At 44.9% G+C, this 25,231-nt stretch carries 19 protein-coding genes; 8 read left to right on the top strand and 11 right to left on the bottom strand.

Translation table 11 applies throughout. From position 1 onward, the window contains the following. Positions 1–33 precede the first annotated feature (33 nt). The 4 genes from D0T66_RS06365 to D0T66_RS06350 all read right to left on the bottom strand — a co-directional run bounded on the left by D0T66_RS06365 (position 34) and on the right by D0T66_RS06350 (position 7,899). Positions 34–1,479, bottom strand: coding sequence for a SusF/SusE family outer membrane protein (locus D0T66_RS06365; RefSeq protein WP_163356416.1), 1,446 nt, complete (start codon positions 1,477–1,479; stop codon positions 34–36). A 19-nt stretch (positions 1,480–1,498) separates the two neighbouring features. Further along, positions 1,499–2,986 (bottom strand): RagB/SusD family nutrient uptake outer membrane protein, encoded by a 1,488-nt coding sequence (locus tag D0T66_RS06360; protein ID WP_163356415.1) that lies wholly within the window; start codon positions 2,984–2,986, stop codon positions 1,499–1,501. Between the two features lie 18 nt (positions 2,987–3,004). Next, the gene (locus D0T66_RS06355) at positions 3,005–6,037 is read right to left on the bottom strand and encodes a TonB-dependent receptor (RefSeq protein WP_163356414.1); all 3,033 of its coding nucleotides are present in this window, start codon (positions 6,035–6,037) and stop codon (positions 3,005–3,007) included. 212 nt (positions 6,038–6,249) lie between these two features. Beyond that, positions 6,250–7,899, bottom strand: a complete 1,650-nt coding sequence (locus D0T66_RS06350; protein WP_163356413.1) for a DUF6377 domain-containing protein — start codon at positions 7,897–7,899, stop codon at positions 6,250–6,252. A gap of 221 nt (positions 7,900–8,120) precedes the next feature. On the opposite strand from D0T66_RS06350, the gene D0T66_RS06345 reads away from it, so the two are divergent. The 3 genes from D0T66_RS06345 to D0T66_RS06335 are packed head-to-tail and all read left to right on the top strand — an operon-like array spanning position 8,121 to position 10,953. Continuing rightward, the gene (locus D0T66_RS06345) at positions 8,121–9,173 is read left to right on the top strand and encodes a sensor histidine kinase (protein ID WP_163356412.1); all 1,053 of its coding nucleotides are present in this window, start codon (positions 8,121–8,123) and stop codon (positions 9,171–9,173) included. Beyond that, a complete protein-coding gene (locus D0T66_RS06340; protein WP_163356411.1) occupies positions 9,170–10,246 on the top strand; it encodes a sensor histidine kinase in 1,077 nt (358 codons plus the stop codon). Before D0T66_RS06345 ends, D0T66_RS06340 begins: the two co-directional genes overlap by 4 nt. After that, positions 10,243–10,953: a LytTR family DNA-binding domain-containing protein gene (locus D0T66_RS06335; RefSeq protein WP_163356410.1), complete on the top strand. Its 711-nt coding sequence runs from the start codon at positions 10,243–10,245 to the stop codon at positions 10,951–10,953. Before D0T66_RS06340 ends, D0T66_RS06335 begins: the two co-directional genes overlap by 4 nt. A gap of 10 nt (positions 10,954–10,963) precedes the next feature. On the opposite strand, the gene D0T66_RS06330 is transcribed toward D0T66_RS06335, so the two are convergent. From D0T66_RS06330 to mscL, 6 genes are all read right to left on the bottom strand, one after another. Next, positions 10,964–11,521 carry a hypothetical protein gene (locus tag D0T66_RS06330; protein WP_163356409.1) on the bottom strand — a complete coding sequence of 186 codons (558 nt, stop codon included), beginning with the start codon at positions 11,519–11,521 and terminating at the stop codon, positions 10,964–10,966. A gap of 14 nt (positions 11,522–11,535) precedes the next feature. Further along, complete coding sequence (locus D0T66_RS06325) at positions 11,536–12,297, bottom strand: TIGR03915 family putative DNA repair protein (protein WP_163356670.1); 762 nt, start codon at positions 12,295–12,297, stop codon at positions 11,536–11,538. 5 nt (positions 12,298–12,302) lie between these two features. Then, positions 12,303–13,571, bottom strand: coding sequence for a putative DNA modification/repair radical SAM protein (locus D0T66_RS06320; protein WP_163356669.1), 1,269 nt, complete (start codon positions 13,569–13,571; stop codon positions 12,303–12,305). Between the two features lie 440 nt (positions 13,572–14,011). After that, positions 14,012–15,172, bottom strand: coding sequence for an FISUMP domain-containing protein (locus D0T66_RS06315; RefSeq protein WP_163356408.1), 1,161 nt, complete (start codon positions 15,170–15,172; stop codon positions 14,012–14,014). A gap of 915 nt (positions 15,173–16,087) precedes the next feature. Then, on the bottom strand, positions 16,088–16,888 hold the full coding sequence (locus D0T66_RS06310) for a M48 family metallopeptidase (RefSeq protein WP_163356407.1): 801 nt from the start codon (positions 16,886–16,888) through the stop codon (positions 16,088–16,090). A 41-nt stretch (positions 16,889–16,929) separates the two neighbouring features. Next, positions 16,930–17,343: a large-conductance mechanosensitive channel protein MscL gene (gene mscL, locus D0T66_RS06305; protein ID WP_163356406.1), complete on the bottom strand. Its 414-nt coding sequence runs from the start codon at positions 17,341–17,343 to the stop codon at positions 16,930–16,932. Between the two features lie 186 nt (positions 17,344–17,529). Here mscL and gldG point away from each other — a divergent pair, with 186 nt between their 5' ends. The 5 genes from gldG (at position 17,530) to D0T66_RS06280 (ending at position 24,090) form a co-directional block, all read left to right on the top strand. Then, positions 17,530–19,926, top strand: coding sequence for a gliding motility-associated ABC transporter substrate-binding protein GldG (gldG, locus tag D0T66_RS06300; protein WP_163356405.1), 2,397 nt, complete (start codon positions 17,530–17,532; stop codon positions 19,924–19,926). Positions 19,927–20,031: 105 nt separating this feature from the next. Further along, positions 20,032–22,035, top strand: a complete 2,004-nt coding sequence (gene ligA / locus D0T66_RS06295; protein ID WP_163356404.1) for an NAD-dependent DNA ligase LigA — start codon at positions 20,032–20,034, stop codon at positions 22,033–22,035. 21 nt (positions 22,036–22,056) lie between these two features. After that, positions 22,057–22,584 (top strand): hypothetical protein, encoded by a 528-nt coding sequence (locus tag D0T66_RS06290; protein WP_163356403.1) that lies wholly within the window; start codon positions 22,057–22,059, stop codon positions 22,582–22,584. Between the two features lie 63 nt (positions 22,585–22,647). After that, positions 22,648–23,541, top strand: coding sequence for a 4-hydroxy-tetrahydrodipicolinate synthase (dapA, locus tag D0T66_RS06285; protein WP_163356402.1), 894 nt, complete (start codon positions 22,648–22,650; stop codon positions 23,539–23,541). 171 nt (positions 23,542–23,712) lie between these two features. After that, entirely contained in the window at positions 23,713–24,090 is a 378-nt protein-coding gene (locus D0T66_RS06280; RefSeq protein WP_163356401.1) for a hypothetical protein, read from the top strand. A gap of 76 nt (positions 24,091–24,166) precedes the next feature. On the opposite strand, the gene D0T66_RS06275 is transcribed toward D0T66_RS06280, so the two are convergent. Continuing rightward, the gene (locus D0T66_RS06275; RefSeq protein WP_163356400.1) at positions 24,167–25,165 is read right to left on the bottom strand and encodes a class II fructose-bisphosphate aldolase; all 999 of its coding nucleotides are present in this window, start codon (positions 25,163–25,165) and stop codon (positions 24,167–24,169) included. Positions 25,166–25,231: the final 66 nt, after the last annotated feature.

Here is a 25,231-nt window from a genome sequence, read left to right as displayed (position 1 = left end):
CGGCCGCAACCGGCACAGTGAATATATTTAGTTTTATTGTTTTACGATACTCACCGTTTCGTTCAATTGATCCAGTTCGATGGTATACGTTCCGGCAGCTGTTATTTTCCACTTATAATCCACTCCGGCGCCCGGATAGTTGAATATCATCTGTTCTTCCGTTCCGGCAGGGGCTTTATCGGCTTCGGAGGCAATAAACCATGCTCCGTTCCAATCGCTTTGCTTATCTAAGGTGAACTTCATTTCGCCCGCGCTCAGGTTACCCGTCCAAGTGAATTTATTCGGATCCGAAGTTGCTGTCATCGGCGTAGCATTATCTATATCCCATCCGTTAGGCGTGGCATCACCGACAAGATACACCATCGCATAAGGCGTGAACGGCGCAATATCAATTTTCATATCGCGTGTGTCGAGCTTGATTTTATACACTCCGCCTGTGATATTCCATTTGTTATCAGGATTTCCGGCCCACTTGTCCACATCCAGATTCATTCCCTCTGCTGTCTGATCGACTTCCGGACGATAGAAAGCGGCATTCCAGTCTCCGGCAACCGTACCGATTTTGAACTCTCCACCCGCAGCAAGATCGCCATTGTAATGGAACACAAACGGATCGAGCGGATTGACAGTCATCGGCTCAAACGACCATCCCGTAGGATTCCCGACAAGCCACAATTCGGTATATTCAGGGCCTTCGCCTCTTGTAATGGTAATAAGCATGGTTATCAGATTCACTTTGATGGTATAAGTTCCACCCTGCGTAATCTGGAACTTATCGTCATACGGATCTGAACCGCTTTCGCGCAGATACAGTTTTGTATCATCTGCACCCTTGTTATACGACGGAGTAAACTCACCCAAGGTAGTAATAAACTTAAATTCACCCGGCGAAAGGTTTCCTGTCCACGAAAAGCCTTTGGCAACATTGGTTATCGCCTTCAGCGGAGTAGCATCGCCGGCGCTCCATCCGTTAGGCGTAGCATCGCCAATCAGATACAAAGTCTTTGTTATCGGCTTGTGCGTTTTCACTGTTATCGTTTGAATGTTAGATATGACAGGCGCAACGTTGTCGTCGGCAACAGTCGCTATTATGCGGCTTTCCAACGTAACGTCCGTATCGATGGCTATGCCGAATTCGTTGAGGAGGATATCGTTCAGTTCCTCATTTTTGTATATCTTCTCATATACTTCACGCCCTAAATCGATGGATATTCCTCCGGCAAAATCATTGCCTTGTATGTCCATCTGGAAAGTGTAAGTGATAGCTGCATCCGTCCCTTGGTTAGAGCCGGAAGTCCACGTAAATTTCAGGGCATCCACTTCGGGGTTTTCGTCATCCAGTTCGATCTGCTCGCCGGAAGCTGTTATTTCCAACGGAGCATTTCCTTTGTTATACTCTATATTATCGTCATCCGAGCATCCCGTGAAAAATGTCAGGCAAAGAGCCAACAGGAATGGTAATAATTTATATGATTTCATAATGTGCTGTTTTTTAGATTTAATATCCTGTGTTTTGTGATAAGTTTGGATTAGCATCTCTCTCTTTCTGTGGGATAGGGAACAGGAGATGTTTTCTCGTCGCATTTATTTTCCCGATACCGTGCAAAAAGTCTAACGCATATTGCCCGTTATCCCAGCGTACCATATCGAACCAGCGATGCCCTTCGAATGCAAGTTCGATGCGGCGTTCCTGTCTGATTTTTTCGCGCATCTGGTCGTCGGTCAATCCTTCGACATCGGCGCGAACTGTCAATCCAGCTCTTTTCCTTACCTGATACAGCGGCTCTTCGGCATCGGTTGTCCTTCCCAGTTCGTTCAACGCTTCGGCCTTCATCAGCAATACATCCGCAAAACGCAGGACAATCACGCTCGCCGAGTTTGTATTGTAATCCGGCGAAACGGTCAGCGGCACCAAGAATTTGCGCACATTGTAGCCCGTATTAGACATAGTCGATCTGTAGGTTTTGCCATCGAATGCAGGGCAACCTTCGTAGAGAACGGTCTTGTCCTTGCGCAAGTCTCCCGGCTCGTATTGGTCGACAAACTCCTGCGTCGGTTGATTCCATCCATAAGCGCCCCCTACCCATCCGGTATTGCGAGGCCCCATATAGGTACTCAACCAGCAAGCCTGATTTTCATCGTCCCAGAATCCGGCTTTGGTCAAGCCATAGTATTGTATCTCGAACAGCGATTCTGCTGTATTCTTATTTCTGTCCTCTCCTCCGAAACAGTCGCTGTAATCGGGGTTCAAAACATAACCCAATGTCTCAACCATTTCGCACATATCCAGTGCATCCTGATGCCTGCCCAATGTCAGATAAACCTTAGCCAGCATTCCGGCAGCCGAACCTTTCGATGCGCGACCGATATTGTTGCCCGAGTATTCCTCTCTCACCGGCAACAGGTCTATTGCATCTTTCAGGTCGGGGATGATTATATCGTTGTAGATAGTCATTTTATCCTCGCGGGAAACATGCAGGTTATCGCCCGGCTTAGGCGTTTCGACTGCTATCGGAACATCGCCGAATAGCTGCACCAGCAGGAAATAATAGTGCGCACGCAGAAATTTCGCTTCGCCGATACATCTGTCTTTCAACGACTGGCTGATATTCATGGATGGCACACTCTCCAAAACGGTATTGCAATACAGAATGCCCGGGTTAGGTCCACGCCAGATATCCAATGCAGCAGCATTGTCGGCCGTAGCCACAAAATTGGCAAGTGTAACGGTTTCTATTCCGTCCGTACCGCCTCCGGCACCTACTTCGCTATTACCGGCAATAATATCCAATGTCCAGATACGCATATTGTACAGCTTCGGACGTTGAAGCGGCTGATATGCTCCGTTTACCAGAGCGATAGCCGATGCTTCGTCTTTCAGTGCTTCGGCACTGGGATCTTCGTATGGTTCTTTGTCCAGAAAGTCGGAACATGAACCGAATAACGTTAATGCGGATAGTAATCCTATATAAATTATCTTTTTCATAATGCTATTTTTCACGGGTTAGAATTTTACGTTTACGCCAAGGCTTATTGTGCGTGTCACCGGGTATGTCCCCAAATCCACTCCACTCGTACCGACTTCCGGATCGAATCCCGAATACTCGGTCAATGTGTAAAGGTTCTGGCAAGAAAGATATACACGTGCCATGCCCAGATGCGCTTTCGCTGATAAATTCTTAGGCAAGGTATATCCCAACGTGAGGTTTTTCAGACGGAGGTAAGAACCATCTTCGATGAAGCGGTTCGAATGGCGCGCATTCTGGTTAGGGTCGCTATACACAGCACGCGGAACTTTGTTGCTTGTTCCCGGTCCTGTCCATCTGTCCAATACCTTCCGCGTCTGATTTTGAGGAACAGACATGCTCTCTTGCCATATCCGGTTGGCATTGTAGATATCGTTTCCGGCAACGCCTTGCAGGAATATCTGCAAATCGAAATTCTTATAAGCAAAGCTGTTGTTCATCGAGAATGTCCATTCGGGAGAAGGATTACCGATATAGGTGCGGTCGTCGGAATTAATCACCCCGTTATTATCCAAATCCTTGAATTTGATGTCGCCCGGAGCTGTTCCCCCTGCAACCTGTGTCGCATAATTATCGACTTCCTGCTGTGTCTGGAAGATTCCATTGGTCACATAACCATAGAACGAGCCGACCGGTTTGCCTTCCGCACTGATGCGGATTTTAGTCATATTGATATCGTCTCCTACAAACAACGGAACGCCGTCATTCATCTTTACGACTTCGTTCTTGTTGTATGATACATTCAGATCGGTATTCCATTCCAGTTCCCCTTTCAGGTTGCGCGAAGAGATTGTCAGTTCCACCCCTTTATTCCGTACTTTTCCGGCATTGATGCTCGGCACATAGATATCCGAATAGCCCGTTGTAATAGGCACCGACATCGGCACAAGCATATCGGTTGTATTTTTGATATAGGCATCCAATGTCAGGTTGATACGCTGATCGATCAAGGTAAGGTCGATTCCTGCATTGAATTGTTTCACCGTTTCCCATTTCACATTCGGATTCGACATCACCAGCGGATAGAGCGTAGAAACAGGCATGCCGTTGAATACATATTGTCCCGTTTTCAGTCGGGTGAAATAGGCGTAATTATCTATACCATCCTGATTTCCTGTTTCGCCGTAGCCCACTCTTAATTTGATGTCATTTACCCATTTGTTGCGCTTATAGAATGCCTCTTCCGACAGACGCCATGCTCCCGAGAAAGAAGAGAACGTTCCCCAGCGATTATCTTTCGAGAAACGAGATGATCCATCACGGCGAACGGTTGCCGTCACCATATACCTATCAGCATAATTATAGTTGGCGCGCGCCATGAATGACAACACAGCCCAGTCGTTTTTCGTTCCGCCCACCGTCGGGTCAGTCAAACCGTTATTCAGCTGATTGTTATTGTCGCTCAGGAAGCCCTGCACACTGGCATTCATTCTATTGTATACATTGTTCTGAGCACTGGAGCCAATCATCACATTCACATGATGATCTTCTTTGAATGTATCCATATAGGTGAGTGTGTTATCCCACAGATAGGTCAGGCTCTTATTCGATTCTTCATAGAGATATGATTCGGGTTGCGGAATAGGCTTCCAGTCATATTTCGGGCTGAAGCTGTTTTTGTCCCAGAATTTGAAGTCGACGCCTCCCAATGTTTTGAAGGTGATTTTATCTATCGGCTTAATCTCCGCATAGATATTCCCCAAAACATTGTAGCCGTTTGTCTTATCGCTACTCATTTTAGCGGCGCCAACGGGATTTTTTATATCACCATACTGATACGCAGGATCGCCCGGTCCTGAATAGGTTCCGTCATCATTATAAATCGGTTGTGTAGGCAAAGCACCCATTGCAGAGCGGATATCATATCCTCCCTGCTTTTTGACGTCATGACTCAAGGTCACATTGTTTCCGAATTTCAGCCACGGACGCACTCTCGACTCACCGTTGAACTGGATTGTATAGCGGCGATAGGAAGTATTGATAACAATCCCTTCCTGATCGAATACTCCGCCCGAAACATAGTAATTGCTTTTGTCGCTTCCTCCCGAATAAGACACCGAATAGTTCTGCATCCATGCGGAACGGAACAAGGCATCGAGCCAGTCGGTTCCTTTTCCCCAAGAGGTAGGATCGGCAAAATCGGGACGTTGCATCAGGCTACCACCCATCGTATTGTTGTAATTGCTTATCATTTCGTTGTGCAACGAAGCATATTGAGAAGCATTCAGCATCTTAGGCATATCGGTTGCGCTCTGAATACCCCAGTTAGCGCTGAACGAGACTGTTCCGTTTCCCGATTTTCCTTTTTTGGTCGTCACTAATACAACACCATTTGCCCCGCGCGATCCGTAGATAGCGGTTGCCGAAGCATCTTTCAACACATCCACCGTTTCTACGTCATCCATATTGAGGGCATTGATACCCAAGTCGGTAGGGACACCGTCTATCACCAACAGCGGTTCGCTATTATTGATGGTGCTGATACCACGTATGCGGAAGGAAACATTATCGCCCGGCTTCCCCGAAGATACAACCTGTACTCCGGCAGCACGCCCTTGTAGCGCCTCGCCGACACTGGCCACGGGTTTTTCTTTCATAATGTCGCCCGATACGGAGGCAACAGCACCCGTCAGGTCTTTCTTTCGCATCACTCCGTAACCGACTACAACGACCTCGTCCAATACCTGAGCATTCTCTTTCAGGACGATTTGGAAGTCGCTTTTTCCGGCAACGGATATATCCTGCGACAGAAAGCCGATATAGGATACGGTCACAATGGCATTATCCGGAACATTCAGCGAGAAACTGCCGTCTATCTCCGTCATGGTGGCATTGGTAGTCCCTTTCACCCCCACAGATGCTCCGATAATGGCTTCGCCATTTTCGTCGGACACTGTCCCGGTAATTGTTTTCTGATTTTGAGCCGAGAGGTTGATCGTAAAGATCAGAGACAGAATAAACAAGCATATTCTGCCCAGATAGGCTCTTTTTGGTTTTAGATTTTTCTTCATAGCCTCTTCTATTATTATTTTTAATTAGATGGTTAACATGCGTTATCCGGTAGTACTAAGACAAGAGGGAAACCCTCGATTACAAAAATATGTTAAGGATATGGTCAAAGAAAACCTACATGGATAAAATATAGATTAGCATTACAATCATAATGCTAATTATCAATAAAATAAGGATTTATTTAACAAAAAAAATATAGATGCCGTACGAGTTAATTTTGATTTATAACCCCTATTTTCATCACCCTGTTTTCGAACTGATCGCGGGGAACTGCCGCTTTATTACGGACTCTTGTGCGATAGCTGTATATGGTATTGGCCGAATAGTGGAGGAAGTTTGCAATTTTGGAACTGTCTGTTATGCCCAGACGTATAAGGGCAAAGATGCGCAGTTCGACATTCAGCAACTCATTCGGCTTGAGGATAAAGCGCTCTTCTTCGAGCAAAAGGGAATTGAATTCGTCTACAAAGTTGGGATAGAGATGCAGGAAGATATTGTCGAAGTTCTCGTATAATTCCTTCAACTCGTTATCTATCATATCCTTCGATTTGAGCATCTTATACAGCTCATCCAGTTTTTTCTCCACCGCTTTTTTGTTGAGCGTATTCTGGTATTTCTCCAGTTTATTGATATAGGTCGAACATAGGTCGAGGAAATGGCCGATATAGGTTTCTTTTATCTGGTTGGCTTCCGAAAGTTCCTTGTTCACATCATTCAGCAGGCTATTGGAAGATTGCAAATCGTGATTAAGCTCGTTCAGCTTCACATTCGTGCGGTAGAGTTCCTTTCGTATGCGGGCAACCCTTTTCATCTGCCTGTAAACGTACACTACCGCGATTATGAGGAATATGGATAGTATGCTGACCAGAATAAGGAATAGCTGCAACTCCGATTTCTGGCGGTTCACATTCTCCTGATAGGCAGAGTCGATAATCGGAAATATCTGCGAGACTTCGTAAGTCCTCAGGCGGGCATTGCAAAACATGGCATCTTCCATAGACGATTTGATGCAGGAATATGCCCGTTCGATGTCGCCCGTTTCGTAAAAGACGGAGGCTAACGCCTGCATGGAAGCGTTTTCCTTTATCGCATTCTTGATGTCGCAAATGGCAGATATGGCATAGTATTGTTTTTTCAGTTCCGTATTGCCTTCTTTGTTATAGACATTGGCAAGTGCATAGGCAAGAACCGCCCGTTCGTGGTTCTCCTCCTTCGACTCTTTGAGCAATGTCAAAAGAATGGTTTCGGCCTCTTCCAGCCGGTTTTCGTCGTATAGCTTTTCGGCGTATACTATCTTGTAATGGTTCGATTCGTTGTCGAGCACCTGCAACAGCGAATCCCTGTACAGATTGCTCTTCGGGGTATATACGGCTGTGTAGAGGTTATTGTAGGAATAGGAATTATAAAACTGTTTATAGCAGTCATAGTATTTAATCAACAACCAATCCGGCAGCTGCTTTTTATCGATGGATTGCAGGATATTCATCGATTCGATATACATGCCTGCAATAATATACAGCGAAGCTAAGGTTAATTCGGATTCGTGAATCCACAGTGGATTCTTCAAATCCTTTGCAATGGTGACATTCTCGCGCGCATAGTAGATAGCCGAATCGGTTATATAGGTTTTATATTCGTTGTAAAGCTGGCGATTGATATCGTAGCACTGTTCCTTGCTGATGTCCGGAGTGTTCAGCATCTTTTTGGTGCCCGATATATTATCCTCTTTCGCCAGCATATAAGCGTCTTTATCTTTCATCAACTTGTACAAAGTATGAAAGATGGTATCTCCCGCTGTCTCGGGATAAGCATAGTTGCTGGCTATGAGTGAGAACAAGATGATTAAGGCAATTTTTTTCATCGGTTAACTATCCGGCTTTTTACAAAAATATAAAACAATATGCAATTATCCGTAAATACCTCGATTATATTCCATGCCGAAAGAGGTATTCCTCTATATTTGGCAAAGAATTTCGATAAAACTACATCTTCCATCTACGAATATAGCCCCTTCGTCTATTATTTTATGCAAAAAAGGATATTCGTACTATATTTGTATAGGAATACAACAACGATATGAACATGACTGATAAGCAAAAAGAGGGCTCTACTTTCCACGATTTCCTGATAGGAGACCGCTACCGGATATGGAGGCATCTGCTATTGATAGGAGGAATGATATGCATCGCAGCCGAGCAGACAAACAACTATCACATCTTGGACAGGACATCTACCCAGTCTATTTTGTCTTTGATCGTCGTAGCTATTATTCATCTATCCATAATCTATATCAACCTGTACATTTTAGCGCCGAAACTCCTGTATACCAAAAAATACCTGAAATATATAATTTGGACTACATCATCCATTATCGTTCTGTATCTCACTCTTGGCATAGCCGAATATCTTATATACGGGCAAATAAGCCTTACGAGAACATCTGTGTATAGTCTGAACTTTTTGAACATTGCTGCACTTATCGACTTCGTCTTCGTTTTCGCTTTAGCGCTTGTCTGTTTATCAGGGATTTTATCGACCTCCGTATTGCGCCAACTCGAAATTGAGAATGCCAACATCTCGCAATTGAAGAAGGACTACCTACTCTCTGAAGTAGAGCAATTGAAAGATCGCATATCTCCCGATTTCCTATTCGCTATATTAAACAATGCGGGAAAGACAGCCACAGAGGACCCCGAAGCTTCGTCCATATCCTTAGTCAGGCTCAGTAAGATATTGCGATATCAACTCTATGACTGTTCGCGGGATAAAGTATTGCTCAAATCGGAGATCGCCTTTATCGAAAACTTCCTCAGCCTGTACCAGTTTCATAACAAAACGTTCAGGTACGATATAACAACCGACGGTGATACGGAAAAAATATTCGTCCCCCCGTTGCTCTTTATTCCACTGATACAGGTAATGGCTGATACTTCGCACGAATCCATCCTGTATATAAAGTTTATTATCACCGACAATACCATCGGTTTTATCTGTAACTCAGACAGTAAAGACAACGAACGTTTCAATAATGCCGATTTTTCCGGTATACAACAACGATTGGAATTCTTGTATCAGGATTCGTATATTCTCACCATCAATAGCAAAATGATCGTTCTACAACTGAATGCCTTATGAAAGAAATCCTGAACGATAAAATAGTCCTGCGTTTCTTTGTATCGAAAGATTTTCGAATCCTCCGCCACTTATTCCTACTCATAACGATAGGTGTCATCTCGTTGAGTTTTGTATGGGGTATCGAGGATTTGCATGTACCCTCCATCTATAAAGCATACGGATGGCTCATCTATTTTGGTACATTAGCAGCAACAATATATGCAAACATCTATTTTTCAGTACCGCGATTTTTGCTGCGGAACAAGATACCCCAATATTCTCTTTCTATAGTTCTTTCCATCCTTATGGCAATGCTATCCATACTTGTCGTTCAATATGCGCTGTTGGATATGGAGCCTATCCAGGATAGGAGTTTACCTCTTCTGCCCGGACGGATAGCATTGAATACCATTGCCGTTTCCTTCCTGTTCTCATTCTTCTTTATGGGGACGACCACCCTCTTTCTGCTCAAGCGGAAGATGACGGCAGATATGAAAAAATCGGAACTGGAATCGTCTTTGCTGGAATCGGAACTAAAGCTTCTGCAAAATCAGGTCAACCCGCATTTCTTGTTCAACATGCTCAACAATGCCAATATGTTGTTGAAAAAGAATCCGAAACAAGCCTCGGAAGTACTGTTCAAACTGGAAGATCTGCTTCGCTACCAGATCCACGATAATATCAATAAAGATAAAGTTTCGCTCGCCTCCGAAATATCCTTCCTGAATGACTATCTGAATCTGGAAAAGATAAGGCGCGATGATTTAGATTATACCATCTCGGCTGACGAGAGCTGTCACCAATTGACCATCTCGCCGCTGCTGTTTATCGTATTTGTCGAGAATGCTGTAAAACACAACGTCGACAACGAGAACCGTTCGTATGTGAACCTATCCTTCAAAGTACGAAAAGACCGGCTCGAATTTATCTGCGAGAACTCAAAGTCCGAATATGCTGCACCCCCTCAAAAGGCTGGCGGGTTAGGCTTGAAGAATGTGAGGCGCAGGCTCGAACTACTCTACCCCAACAATCATACACTGGATATTAAGAAAGAGAAACTAAAATACACCGTAAAATTAACTATCTCATTATGAATTGCATAATCGTTGACGACGAACCATTAGCTCGCGAAGCAGTCGAACTGCTGGCCAAAGAAGATGATCGGCTAAATATCTTGGAAACATTCAATAATGCCCGATCCGCTGCCCTGTTTATGGAAGAACATCCGGTAGATCTAATCTTCCTCGACATACAGATGCATGGCATGACCGGCCTTGAATTTGCCCGCTCTATCTCCAAAAATACATTGGTCATATTCACTACCGCCTACTCGGAATATGCATTAGACAGCTACGAGGTAGAGGCTATTGACTATCTGGTGAAACCTATCGAAGCTGACCGTTTCAAAAAAGCGGTGGAGAAAGCCATTTCCTACCACAACCTGCTGCTGAAAGAGGAGAAAGAAAATATCGAAGACATCACCACAGATTTCTTCTTCGTGAAATCCGAAAGAAAATACCTCAAAGTCAGCTACAAAGACATCCTCTTTATCGAAGGACTGAAAGACTACGTTGTGATACACACTGAGAATAAAAAGATTATCACCAAGATGTATCTCAAGACTATTCAGAACCTGCTGCCCGAAAACATCTTTTTCCGCATCAACCGTTCCTACATCGTCAACCTGCAACATATCGAGTCGTTCGATAATAACGACATCGTCGTCAACGGTCAGGAGATAGCCATCGGAAACGGACACCGCGATGCCTTCTTCCAGCTATTCGCTTCGAGAAGGATATGACCGGCGAATATTAAAACAACTCCGGATAATTTCTTTCCGAGATACAATGGGTCAGGCTTTTGACATTGTCGTCTACGATTGAGTGCCAACCCAGTTCGTCGAAACGCTTTTCGAGCGTCCGGCAAACCGCGAAATCTTCCTCCGAAACTTTGTAGACCTGCCCGTCTTTGCTTCCGGAAACAGAAATCTCGAAGCGGTCGTTCAAAACCCAGATATGCACTTTATTACCGAACAGCTCTACATACTGGGGCTGTTCCCATTCTGGGTATTCGGCAATCGTTATTTTCAGATTGTCCAAATCGTCGAGGGAATAGGACTTGAAAGGATCGAACGAAAAATCGCCATCGCCTACCCTGTTCAATGCAACACCTATCTCCGCCAGCTTAGCTGTCAAATCATCCAACCCGTCATAATTGAAATACACCGCAAAGGAATCTCCTTCGCAATTATGCCCTCCACGGGCACGCATATAGTGAAAATAGTGCAATCCACTGCACCAACGCATTATTTCTTCTTTCGTATTGTTCTGAAATAATCGTTCTTCCGAAATCTTATCTATCCTGTCCATTGCATATTAGTTGTTTATTGTTTCTCCGTCAGGTACTTCCAGAAGCGGCGAGGCATATGTTGCCGTTGCAGTTTCAGGTTGATGCGCTCTTTTATCGTCATGGCCTTGAAATAGCCTTTCCACAACTCCTGAAACAGTTTTTCGTCCTCCGCCATCAATGCTTCATCCAGCTTCCCGCTCAACAGATGCGTATCATCGTCCAATGTCATTTCCACCACCTCTTTCAAGTCGTAGTAGAAGCCATAATGCCGCTTGGTGTCGTATATCACCCATTTCTGGTCGGAGAAGCGGTCTTTGAAATGCTCCACGACCAACGGAAGGGCATTGAATATAGGCGAAACGGGTGCAAAGAAGATATCATCGGCCGCCTTCTGAAAGCGGATAAACTGTGCCAGATAATGCTTCTCGTGCGACACCTTCCGTGCCAGCTTATGCACCTCCAATACATCGGGATCGCCGAAATTGGTCTCTATCGAGGTCTTCGTATCAAAGGTCTTGCGTATGTAGCGGAACAGCAGATCGTCGCTCCCTTCCTGTTCGGACAACCATACGTGTGTGAGCATATTACATGCCAGTTTGCTCATCTTATCTTCCAGCGACTTCCACACTCTCGAAACCTTATCGTCCTGCGTAACGACAGTATAACTGTCTTCCATAAACAAGGGAGCCACATCGCCTTCCGCCAGCAACTTGTCAGGGAAGACTTTGCGGCTGTAGGCATCGAATACGGCTGTGAGCAAGCCTTCGAATGTTTTATCGTAGAAGAAGACTACCATATTACTCAATCGGGGAAGATGATACTCAACTGGTTCTGGTCTGCTGCACCTTTTCGTTTCTTGCTCTCGGCCAACACCTTGCGCACGTATTCCGGCGTAGCCTCATTCACCGTGTACATCGGCAGTTCGTTGCAAGTGATGAAGTATTGTGCTTTCTTCATCACGATGCCCATCTTCTTGAGCTGCGAGGCGTTCAACTTGCCGTAGCGGCGGGAAGTCACAATCAATTTGGCCGACTTCACCCCGATACCCGGCACACGCAATATCAGCGAATAATCCGCACGGTTGATATCCACGGGGAACGATTCGGGATGCCGTAGTGCCCAAGCCAGCTTGGGGTCTATCTCCAAATCGAGATTCGGATAAGCATCGTCGACAATTTCGTCGGCACGGAACTCATAGAAACGCATCAGCCAATCGGCCTGATAGAGACGGTTCTCGCGAACCAAAGGAGCCTGCTTCAATGCAGGCAAGCGTTTATCGTAGCTATTGACAGGGATAAAGCCCGAATAATACACTCGCTTCATGCTCGGACGGCGATAGAGTGCCGACGAAACGGTGAGTATCTGCTGATCGCTCTCATCCGTCGCCCCTACAATCATTTGCGTGCTCTGTCCGGCAGGGACAAAGCGGGGCGCTTTGCGAAATTTCCGCCTGTCTTCGATGCTTTGCAGCATACCCTGCTGAATGTATTGCATCGGCTTGTACACACTCTTATGGTCTTTCTCCGGCGCCAGTAATTTCAGGTTCTGCGGAGTTGGGATTTCTAAGTTCACACTCATACGGTCGGCATACAACCCCGCTTCGTTCACTAATTCCTGACTGGCATCGGGGATGCTTTTCATATGAATATAGCCATTGAAGCGGTGTATCGTCCGCAATTCCTTCACCACACGCACCATCCGCTCCATCGTATAGTCGGGATTATTGATAACCCCCGAACTAAGGAACAGCCCTTCGATATAATTGCGGCGATAGAACTCGATAGTCAGCTCCACCAACTCCTTGACGGTAAAGGTCGCGCGCGGAAGGTCATTGCTCCGGCGATTGATGCAATAGGCACAATCGTAGATACAATTGTTGGTCAGCATGATTTTGAGCAACGATACGCACCGTCCGTCCTCGGTAAAGCTGTGGCAGATACCCATTCCGCCGACGGTATTCCCCAGCCCTCCGTCCTTGTTGCGGCGAACCGTACCGCTCGAAGCGCAGGATACATCGTACTTGGCCGATTCTGCCAGCACTTTCAGCTTTTCGAGTGTCATATCGTTTATCATATCTACAAAGAAAAGCAATTCATCCTACAAGGTCGATATAAGAATTCTTAAAATCTCACCTATTGTTGAAAAATTCCTACCCTCTGCAAAAAGTGACAACCACGTCACGATATTGTATTAGATCTGTCATCCGCATCAAATAGATTCACTGCTGACAATTAAGTATTTAACTACTAAAAAACTTTACAATACATTTTTTCATGAAATGTATTTTGCTTCATTTTCAGCCACGAGGAGTACAAAGTAAAAGAATCGTCTTGTCATGCTGAGCCTTTGGCGAAGCATCCCATGTCGTTACTGGAACGAGACCCCTCGCATCCGCTCGGGATGACAATCTATATGTCAACTTGTTTACTCGTCTACTTGTTAACTTTTCTTATATAGATAAAGTTTCTTTTTATTGTTCGTTTATCTCTACCTTTTCCCGCTGTACTCTCTCAATCCCGGACACAACGGATCGATTTCCATCGTGCTGCAGATAAAAAAGTTATTGAATGAGCAGTTAACGCAGGGTTATTAGCTCCCAATTGGCGGTAGTGACAAGTAGTAGAGCCTCCGGATTCGACAACGGTAGAGGACCACCAAGCGGTGGTAAGACCAAACCAAGAACCATTGTAATATTCGATCCAACCGGATGGCACGGCATCGAAGCCGGATGGCTCCGGGGTGCCGCCGTCGCAACAGCCCCACGCAATATTAGCATATCCATTGGCATCGGTGTAGAACTTTCCATATTTGTCCGCTTTGCGCATTTTCCGGGCGGCATCAGCTGCACCACCGAAAGCATCAGCCAGCTTATCCCATTCGTCATTGTCGGGCACATGCCAGCCCATAGGGCATATAGTCTCTAATTGTAGTGGTGCATATCTGTGGTTGTAATATAACCCATATTCTTTAGCAAAATCCAGATAGCTTGTTTCAGGGTTGTTCTGGAGCACCCCCCAGGTATCGCCTATTCCCCAAATATTGGCAGGGATACTGTTCCCCGTCAGGTCTGATACGCTACTAATAACCGCTGTTGTACCGCCTGCAATACTCAACTTAACGCTATTGGAAGGTAAGGGATTCCCGTCTTTGTCGCGGGTAACGTACAGATTGCTGGTCGTCCAATAAGCACCATCGCACAGGTCTACTCCAAACCATCTGGCATTGTAGACGTTATCGTCGATATCGGTCATGGTTATATCCCTTCTGCCCTGATAGGGAGGTATAAGCGGCTCCCATTTTTCGCCATCCCAGATAAATACACCTGGATCAACTGCCGGATAGAAAACATTCGCTATGCACGTAGGTTCCATCTCCTGCATGTTGTAGACCAACAGCCCGAGATGCTCGTCTTTGTCCCAACTGTCACTGGCTTCTGTGCCGTCGATGGTTTGTGCCAGCGTCTTGCCGGCAGGGATAGTCAGTGATGTCAATTTCACCCGCGGAAGCGCAAGGCCTTTGTCAGCATTGCCTCCAGCTAAATTTTTCAGGTCGAGCAAAGCGCCGGCATTAGGCTGTTGCCCGCTACCGATAGTCACCTGCGCTTGCAGGTTGATTGTTGTTGTGAATAAGGCTAACAGTACGATAGCCTGCGTTAAGATTCTTTTTTTCATGTTATAAAAGAATAAGCCACCTCCCCCTGCCCCCTCCACAAGAGGGGGTAACAGAAAAAGATGATGTGAATAAATAGTTGATTTATAGCTTTTAGCCATTAGCCGATAGCTATTAGCTTTATTGTCATCCCGAAACGGAGTGAGGGATCTCGGTGCGTTCTTACTAATTGTCTTCACTTTTAAGTGGAGGTCTCGAAAGGTTGGTTCAAAAATGGCTTTAGCCAAATATCTTTTGACTAAAGTCATCTCCTGAAAGATGCAACTATATCCACGCCTTAAAAGGCGTGGCAACATTAGACTGTTATCCGTTGACTGATAGCTGTTAGTTTTATTGTCATCCCGAGTGGATACGAGGGATCTCTTTCCGATAACGGGGCGGGATGCCTCACACAAGGTTCGGCATGACAAAGTATTGTTGTTCACTGTTGATTGATAACTGCTGACTGAAAGACAGCCCCTCGCTCCCCCTCTTGTGGAGGGGGCTGGGGGGAGGTAGGTACGGCTGTCGCAGCCGGAAATACCCCTGACATTAACACAAGCATATCTTAAGTGGACGAGTAGACGAGTTGACCAGTAAACAAGTTTATACCATTCTTGTATACTCGTATACTTGTCTACTTGTTTACTTTTCCTTAAAAAAACTACCCTGAAAATTTGGAGGTCTAAGAAATAATCACTAAATTTTCGTGTGTGTGTATGTGTGCGTGTACGTAGAAACCGCAATATATCATATTAGAATACAATATATTAACTAATAAAATAACCTTATATTCTCTGTTTATTAGCACGATATTTTCGTTATATAACAATTACAAAGGAAGTCATTTTGAGGAAGAATGACAAATATTTTCATAAAAAAACAGGATTATCTACATTGAGACAACCCTGTTTTTGATTTTTTTCTACCCTACAGGCTTACTTGCCTGTATAATATTCCAAAGCTTTCGGTAGATTTTCGTTTATCTTTTTGATACGGGTAGCATCCGACGGGTGAGTGCTGGTAAATTCAGGCACACCGCCACCGCTCGCTGCGGACATACGTTCCCAGAATGATGCTGCCTGACGCGGATCGTATCCCGCCATCGACATAAATATCAAGCCCAGTTCGTCGGCTTCCAATTCCTGCTTACGCGAGAAAGGCAAGGTCACGCCATATTGCGAACCTAAACCGAAAGCAACAGAACCAATCTGCTGTATCTGAGCCGATTGCTTATCCAACGCCATACCCAATGCCTGCGAACCGTATTCGGTAAGCATTTGCTGGCTCATACGTTCGTTCGAGTGTTTGGCTACAGCATGTGCAACCTCGTGTCCCAAAACGACAGCCAGACCTGTTTCGTCCTGCGTGATAGGCAAAATACCTTCGTATACGACGATTTTTCCGCCCGGCATACAGAAAGCATTCACTTCGTCACTTTTGATAAGGTTGAACTCCCATGAGAAGTTAGCCACCAAATCGCCCATACCGTTGTTGTTCATATAAGTTTCGACAGCATTGGCAATCCTGCGCCCTACTTTTTCTACCAATGCCGTATTTTTGGCATTAGCCGACTTAGGAGCCGATTTGATATACTCGTCATACTGCTGAAGGCTCAATGTAAGAACCTCGCTGTCGGAAACAAGCAACACTTGTTTACGCCCCGTCACGGGAACACTGCTACACGCTGCCACCAAAAGGAGCATTGCAGCGACAATAAAATAAGATAGGTATTTCATATGCATAGTTAAAAAGTTTGAAATCGGAACAAAAATAAGCATTATTTCTTTTCCTTCAATATATCCCTGATTTCGGTTAATAAAACTTCTTCTTTACTCGGGGCAGGAGGAGCCGCCGGCTCTTCTTCTTTCTTCGTGCGGAGCTTGCTTATCCCTTTAAGGGCGAAGAAGATAACTGTAGCGATAATCATAAAATCAAATACCGTCTGCAAGAATGTCCCGTAGTTGATTGTTACCGCAGCAGCATCTGCCGTAGCCTCTTTCAATACAATGCTCAAATCGCTGAAATCGACCCCCCCTATCAATATTCCGATAGGAGGCATGATGACATCGCTCACCAAAGAGGAAACGATTTTACCGAATGCACCACCGACGATGACACCGACAGCCATATCGACTACGTTGCCTCGCATCATAAAATTCTTTAATTCTGTAAGGATTGATGTTTTTGCCATATTCATTATTTATTTAAGTTTTTCTTTTTCATACTATTTCGAACACCCAACAGGACTACGATATTCAAACAAAAACAGATAATTGCTTCGTATAAGTTTATTTCTGTGACTTTAGAAAGCTAAAAATAACTACCTTTATTCTCCGTTAAAAGAAAAAACTGATAGCATAATATTCCGCAAATATACATGAAAGCTCTTATTATTAAAGAATTAAAATCGGTATTTTGTTCTCCCGCAGGAGCTTTTTTCGCTGTATCTTATTTACTGATAAGCGGTTGCGTGCTTTGGCTTTTTTCGGGAAGCTTCAATATTCCCGAGAGCGGATATGCTTCGCTCCAACCGTTTTTTCACCTCTCCCCTATCCTGCTGGCGGTACTGATTCCCGCACTCACAATGCGCCAGTTTGCAGAAGAGCGCCGCCTGAAAACACTGAATATTTTGCGGGCTCGTCCGGTAAGTTTCGGCAACATCTATTCCGGCAAAGCGTTGGCGACTATCGTATTCATTCTCATTACACTTGCCACCACCTTGATATATGCCTATTCCGTCTATCGATTAGCCAATCCCGCCGGGAACGTCGATTTGGCAAGCATCGGGGCATCGTATATATCCCTGCTCCTTATTTCGGCAGTATTTGTGGCTATCGGACTGTTCACATCTTCCATCAGCCAGAATCAGATAATTGCCTTGCTGACAGGTATATTCCTCTGCCTGTTCTCCTTTTTCGGGTTCGAACTTATTTCAGGCTTATTCTTATCAGGAAAAACGCAGCTGACACTATCTTCGCTGGGGCTGAATTACCATTACAGCGTAATGCAGCGAGGCGTTATGCCGGTAGGTGGAATATTGGTCGCGGTGAATTATATACTGCTGTTTTTTTTCCTGACATTATTGGTCTGCCAAGAAAAGAAATCGCTAAGGCTGCCTCTCGCATTGCTGGTGGCTGTTAATGCCACTATCCTGCTGACGCCCAATATCCGATTCGACTTCACCGAAGAGAAGCGCTATACGTTAAGCGATTACACAAAGAATCTACTATCGGAGGTAAAGGAAAAGCCACTGCAAATCGACGTCTACCTCGAAGGCGATTTGAATGCAGGCTTCCTGCGATTGCGGAACGAAACATTCGACATCCTGTCGGATATGAACCGTTATGCAGGAAATAATCTGACCGTAAAACCGATAAATCCGTACCATATATCACGCCAACCCAACCAATCATTATACAATTACATGGTGCAAAAAGGCATGGACGCCATCACACTGAACGAATCCGACCGCGAAGGAAAAATCAGCCGGAAAGAGATATATCCGTATGCACAAGTCATTTCGGGCGAGGATACGCTTGTTGTCAGCCTCGGCAAATATATGCCCGGATATACTGCCGACGAGAATATCCATGCCGCCATCGAAAGCCTCGAGTTCGAGTTTACAGATGCTATCCGCCTGCTCGTACAGCAGAAACAGAAAACAGTAGCGTTTATCGAAGGGCACGGCGAATTGCCGCGCGAATACCTTTATAACGCGGAGGATTTGCTGGCCAAATATTACGATGTCATCAGGGGCGAAATATGGTACGACACGTCTATCATGAATTTCGATGCACTTATCATAGCAGGCCCCCGCTCCGGATTCTCCGAAAGGGAGAAGTATGTTATCGACCAATACATCATGCACGGAGGAAAAGTCCTGTGGCTTATCGACGGTGCCTACTATTCGTCCAACGACCTGAGGCAGACAGGGACGTCGGCCAGTATGAAAAATGACACCAACCTCGACGACCTGTTATTCTCTTACGGCGTACGCGTAAATCCTGATTTTGTGCAGGATAAACAATGTGCCTCCATCTATTTGGCAACAGGCGGCAACAACAATGCACCGGCATTGATGCCTTGCTACTACATCCCTTATCTGATGCCATCAACAGACAATCCTATCACCAAATATGTGCGGGATATACGGGCGCCTTTCAGCAGTTCGATCGATATTTTGAGATCGTCAGAAAAAGCAGAAAAGAAAATATTGCTCACAACGGCGAATAATTCGCATATTGTCAAAGTTCCCGAATTGATTACGTTCGATGTGGAAGAAATACAAAACAATCCGGCCTATTTCGATCAGGCATTTATTACGACTGCCGTTTCGCTCGAAGGGGTTTTCAACTCGGCATTCACCAACCGCCTGATTCCAACCGACGAAGAAATAGAGATAACCCGCCAACGGCTGAACGAAAGCAAGCCTACCCGCATGATAGTAGTTTCGTCCAGCGAGATTATCCGCAACTATCTGCACCGGGACGCCGATAGCCCGCAACCGCTTTTCTCGCCGATGGGCTACGATCCGGTAGAGGATCGCATTGCAGGAAATCGCGACTTCTTTGTGAATGCGGTCAACTGGCTAACCGACGACGATGGCATCACCCGGTTACGCACCAAACAGCAGCAGTTGCGCACCTTAAACAAAAAACAGGTTTACGAGGCATACAATCAATATGCAGCCCTCAATATTGCCCTGCCTATAGCCATAATACTCGGTATAATGGGATGCACCTATTTTTATCGAAAACGAAAATATGAAAAGTAGGGTATCGTAAGAGATAAATTTTATCTTTGTGTTAACAAAATCTCGTAACTCGTGACTGCCCGAAGGGCAAGTAACTTGTAACTATAATTAGACAAAACTAATTTCATGGATTCCGTAAAACAGCAAATCGACCAGCTCCGGGACGAGTTGAACAGGCATAATTATGATTATTATGTGCTGGCTAACCCCACTATATCCGACTATGAGTTCGACCAGAAGATGAAAGCCCTCACCGAACTGGAAGAGGCACATCCCGACTATTTCGATCCCAATTCGCCTACACAGCGTGTGGGTAGCGATATAAACAAAACATTTGCACAGGTACGGCACGAGTATCCGATGCTTTCGCTGGGAAACACCTATTCGCGCGAAGAAGTATCGGAGTTCTACGAACGGGTGCGAAAGGGGCTCAATACCGATTTCGAGATGGTATGCGAACTCAAATACGACGGAGTATCCATTTCGCTGATATATACCGACGGCGAACTGACACAAGCCATCACGCGCGGAGACGGCGTTCAGGGCGACGACGTAACGGCCAACGTGCGGACGATACGCTCTATACCTTTGAAGTTGCAGGGTAACGATTACCCTAATAGATTCGAAATACGCGGCGAGATATTGATGCCTTGGGCAGTCTTCGATAAGTTAAACGAAGAACGCGCCGAACAGGAGGAGCAGTTGTTTGCCAACCCACGTAATGCCTGCGCAGGAACACTGAAACAGCAAGATCCCAAAATTGTGGCTTCGCGCAAACTGGATTCATACCTATATTATATGTTAGGGGAAGATCTTCCGGCGGATGGACATTACGAAAACCTGATGAAAGCCCGCGAATGGGGATTCAAAATATCGGACGCTACCAAAAAATGCAAATCGTTAGACGAAATATTCGACTTTATCGACTATTGGGATGCCGAGCGGAAAAACCTTCCTGTCGCAACAGACGGTATCGTACTGAAAGTAAATTCATTGCTACAACAACGAAATTTGGGCTCGACGTCTAAATTTCCGCGATGGGCTATATCCTATAAGTTTCAGGCCGAAAAGGCATTGACGCGCTTGTTGTCGGTTTCGTATCAGGTAGGACGCACGGGCGCTGTCACACCCGTTGCCAACCTCGAACCGGTAAAGCTTTCGGGGACAACCGTCCGGCGCGCTTCGCTCTACAACGAGGATTATATCAACCAACTCGACCTGCATATCAACGATATGGTATATGTGGAAAAAGGCGGCGAGATTATTCCTAAAATCACGGCTGTGGAAACATCGAAGCGAGACTTGTTCAACCAGAAAGTCTACTTTATACAGAACTGTCCCGAGTGCGGTGCTAGCCTGACGAAAGCCGAAGGGGAAGCAATCTTTTACTGCCCTAACGATGTGCATTGTCCGCCGCAAATCAAAGGGAAGATGGAGCATTTCGTCACCCGCAAAGCGATGAATATCCAGTGCGGCCCCGAAACCATCGAGCAGTTGTACAATGCCGGATTCCTGCATAATGTCAGCGACCTTTATATCTTATACAGCAAATCTTCGCTGATAAAGAAAATGGAGGGTTGGGGCGAACGCAGCCTGCAAATCCTGCTGGACAGCATAAACAAATCGAAGGAAGTACCTTACGAACGTGTCCTTTATGCGCTGGGTATAAGATATGTAGGCGAGACGGTTGCGAAGAAACTGGCCAAAACATATACCAATATCGACAGCCTGATGGCTGCGACTTACGAAGAACTGATAGAGGTAGAAGAAATCGGGGGAAAGATTGCGCAAAGTATTATCAATCACTTCGAAAAGGAGGAAAACCGAATCCTGATAAAGCAATTGAAGGCTCGCGGGCTGCAATTCGAACTGAGTGAGGATATTATTTCGCAACAAACCGATAAACTAAAAGGGCTTATAATTGTTATAAGTGGTACATTCGAGAAACATTCGCGCGACGAATACAAGGCGCTGATTGAGCAAAACGGCGGCAAAAACAGTGGCTCCATTTCGTCCAAAACCAGCTATGTGCTGGCGGGCGAAAATATGGGACCGGCGAAACTCGAAAAAGCCAACTCTCTTGGAATCAAGATTATCAACGAAGACGAATTCTTAGAGATGATTCAGTAACAACCAAACAAATTTACGCCCATGTTTAAGTATCTGCAGAACAAAAAACTAAAATCGGCAATCCACAAGAATGACCGCCAGCATGTTTTTTTAGATTTCAACAGTATCAATAATATCCTGATCCTGTTCGAAAATAAGAATCTGGACGAAGTTGAACATATCGTAAAGGATCTCTCCAAATCCGGAAAGAGCGTATATCTCTGGACGCACAACCCCGACAAAAAGGCTGTTGCGCCACAACGGCAATCGCTCCCGCTGCAGACGATTACGGGCAGGGATGTATCGGCATTCGGCAGCATCAGCGACGAACTGTTGTCGGTCTTCCGCAACCAGCAATACGACACGGTGATAGACCTCACGCTCAACAACGAATACCCGTTGCAGTACCTGCTTGCCAACAACAAAGCCGTATTTAGTGTAGGCATCAGGGAATCGGAGGAAAGGCTGTATGATTTTGTCCTGCTGAAAAATGACGAAATGAACCTGAAAGATACGTTTACGCAGATCAAATTTTACCTGAACAATATGTGGAAGGGAACAAATAATTAGTAACTTTGTTCCTCGGATGACAACTGAAATTCATCTGCACCTAAATATTATTAACGAAAACTTATGCCGAGAATAAATCTCCGGGGAATGGGGGTTGCACTGATAACTCCTTTTAAGGAAGACGAAAGTGTCGATTACGATGCCTTGTCTTCGCTTGTCGATTATCAATTGCAGAACGGAACGGATTACCTTGTCGTTCTGGGAACCACCGCCGAAACTCCTACGCTGACAGAGGATGAAAAACATCAAATCATCGATTTGGTAGTAAGCAAAGTTAACGGGCAAATCCCGATTATTTTAGGTGAAGGCGGAAACAATACAAAGGCGATTGTCGAAAAGCTCAAAAAGAACGATTACAACGGGATAGATGGTATATTGTCTGTCGTCCCTTACTATAACAAGCCTTCGCAGGAAGGTATCTACCAGCATTACAAGGCCATAGCCGAGGCTTCGGAATTACCTGTCATCCTGTACAATGTACCGGGACGCACGGGTGTGAATATGTCGGCCGATACGACTATCCGCCTTGCCAACGAATTCAAAAACATCATTGCCGTAAAAGAAGCTTCGGGCAACATGACGCAGATGGACGAAATCATCAAGCGCAAACCGGAGGATTTCGATGTCATTTCCGGAGACGATGGGGTGACATTCCCCTTGATTACGTTGGGTGCTATCGGAGTTATCTCGGTGATTGGAAACGCTTTCCCGAAAGAGTTCAGCCGTATGACACGCCTCGCACTGGAGGGTGATTACCAAAGTGCACTGACAATCCATCACAGTTTCAGCGAATTGTTCAATCTGCTTTTTGTGGATGGCAATCCGGCCGGCGTGAAATGTATGTTGAGCATGATGGGCTATATCAAAAACAAGCTGCGACTGCCGCTTGTGCCTACCCGCATCACTACTTACGAGAAAATCCGCGAGGTACTTATCGATTTGAATATTAAGTGTTAAAGCCTTTCGCTATGAAAGAAGAATCAGATTTCATCAAACAAGAACGCAAAAGAAAGATTATACGGAATAGTATTTCTGCTGTTCTCCTTGTCATAGCCTTAGGGCTTCATTTGTCAAATCATCTATAATACAGTAAAAAGGTGTTGCAAAAGAACTTACTCAAGAACTTTCATGAATACCATAAGCCCAAATAGGATCAAAGACGCAATTACTATATTGGAGACTGGCAATCCATTCCAAATCGAAAATCTCATTTTTAGGTTAGAAAAGAAAAAGTTTCTCAATTTTACGGGAAAGGATGTTCTCGTGGTTTTAGCATATACAAAATATCTTGAATTAGAAAATTTAAATAAACCCCAAATTATATCTGAACTGGAGTATATAGAAAAAACTTTTGTACAGTTAAAGAATACATTTGACAATTTCAATACTTTTTGTCAACATAAGAGTATTGAATATATATTAAGTTACAATTATGGGATGGGAGCAATTGGTATTGCGACAAAAAAAGGCAACAAAATCCATTATATATACGATAAACTAACATAGCATATTTATTTATCAACATAATAAAACCCTCAAATCCTTTCGGACTGAGGGTTTCCTTTTTATAATCGAGCTGAAATTATTTCGCTTGACCTTCGCTACCTAACACATCTGTAATTTTGTGTTTGTATAGCTTTTTCGCATTTTCGCGAGCAGGGCCCAAGTATTTACGTGGGTCGAATTCTGCCGGTTTAGTAGCAAATACTTCGCGGATAGCAGCTGTCATCGCCAAACGGCTATCTGAGTCGATATTGATTTTGCATACAGCCGATTTAGCAGCTCTGCGCAATTGATCTTCCGGAATACCAATTGCATCTTTCAATGCACCGCCGTATTTGTTGATTGTTGCAACTTCTTCCTGTGGAACTGAAGATGCTCCGTGCAATACGATAGGGAATCCTGGAAGTTCTTTTTCGATAGCTTCGAGGATATCGAAACGCAATGGCGGAGGAACCAACATACCATTTGCATCTTTAGTACATTGTGCTGGAGTAAACTTGTTAGCTCCGTGAGATGTACCGATAGAGATAGCCAATGAGTCGCAACCTGTGCGAGTAGCAAAGTCTACTACTTCTTCCGGTTGTGTATATGTGTGATGTTCGGCAACAACGTCATCTTCAACACCTGCCAATACGCCAAGTTCTCCTTCCACAGTTACATCGAATTGGTGAGCGTAGTCAACAACTTTCTTTGTAAGTGCAATATTTTCTTCGTATGGAAGGTGTGAACCGTCGATCATTACAGACGAGAAACCTGCATCGATACATGATTTACAAGTCTCGAAAGAATCACCGTGGTCTAAGTGAAGAACGATTTGCGGTTTTTCCCATCCGAGGCTTTTTGCATATTCAACAGCTCCCTGAGCCATGTAACGCAACAAGATAGCGTTAGCATATTCACGGGCACCTTTCGACACCTGAAGAATTACAGGTGATTTTGTTTCTGATGCAGCCTGAATAATAGCTTGCAACTGTTCCATGTTGTTGAAGTTGAACGCAGGAATTGCATATCCGCCTTTGACAGCTTTAGCAAACATATCTCGCGTGTTCACCAAGCCCAAATCTTTGTAATTTACCATTGTTTTTGAGTTTATAATTATTATTACTGGTTTAGTAAATTTATTCGCTACAAAAGTATAAAAATA

The organism is Dysgonomonas sp. 25 (assembly GCF_010501075.1).
Taxonomy (GTDB): domain Bacteria; phylum Bacteroidota; class Bacteroidia; order Bacteroidales; family Dysgonomonadaceae; genus Dysgonomonas.
Note: the sequence above shows the minus strand (reverse complement) of the source record. Positions and strands in the feature narration are given on the sequence as shown.